The organism is Pseudonocardia sp. SID8383 (assembly GCF_009864975.1).
Lineage (GTDB): Bacteria > Actinomycetota > Actinomycetes > Mycobacteriales > Pseudonocardiaceae > Pseudonocardia > Pseudonocardia alni.
In genome coordinates this window covers 1-247 of record NZ_WWFY01000582.1, presented here as the reverse complement: position 1 = coordinate 247, position 247 = coordinate 1, and the positions used below count along the sequence as shown (strand labels likewise).

The following is a 247-nucleotide window of genomic DNA, read 5'->3' as shown; positions in this document are numbered from 1 at the left end:
GTGCCGCCGCCGCGGTCGACCCGGCGAGCGGTCTGCCCACCGCCGAGGCCCTGGACCGCTTCGCCGGACCGGCGGGGCCGGAGACGCTGCCCGTCGGCGTCGCGCTGTTCGACCTGCCCGGCCTCGACGGCTCCGTCGTGCACGACGACGACCGCGCCGCCTGGTTCGCCGCCCACCAGGTCGCGGCGGCGATGACCCAGCCGCTCGGCCCGGTCGACGCGGCCCTGCGGCTGTCCGAGCGCGAGTT

The 247-nt window shown here is 78.9% G+C and carries 1 protein-coding gene; it reads left to right on the top strand.

The genetic code is table 11. From position 1 onward, the window contains the following. The coding region (locus GTW08_RS13955; RefSeq protein ID WP_161152015.1) for a hypothetical protein at positions 1 to 247 on the top strand (247 nt) is incomplete at both ends.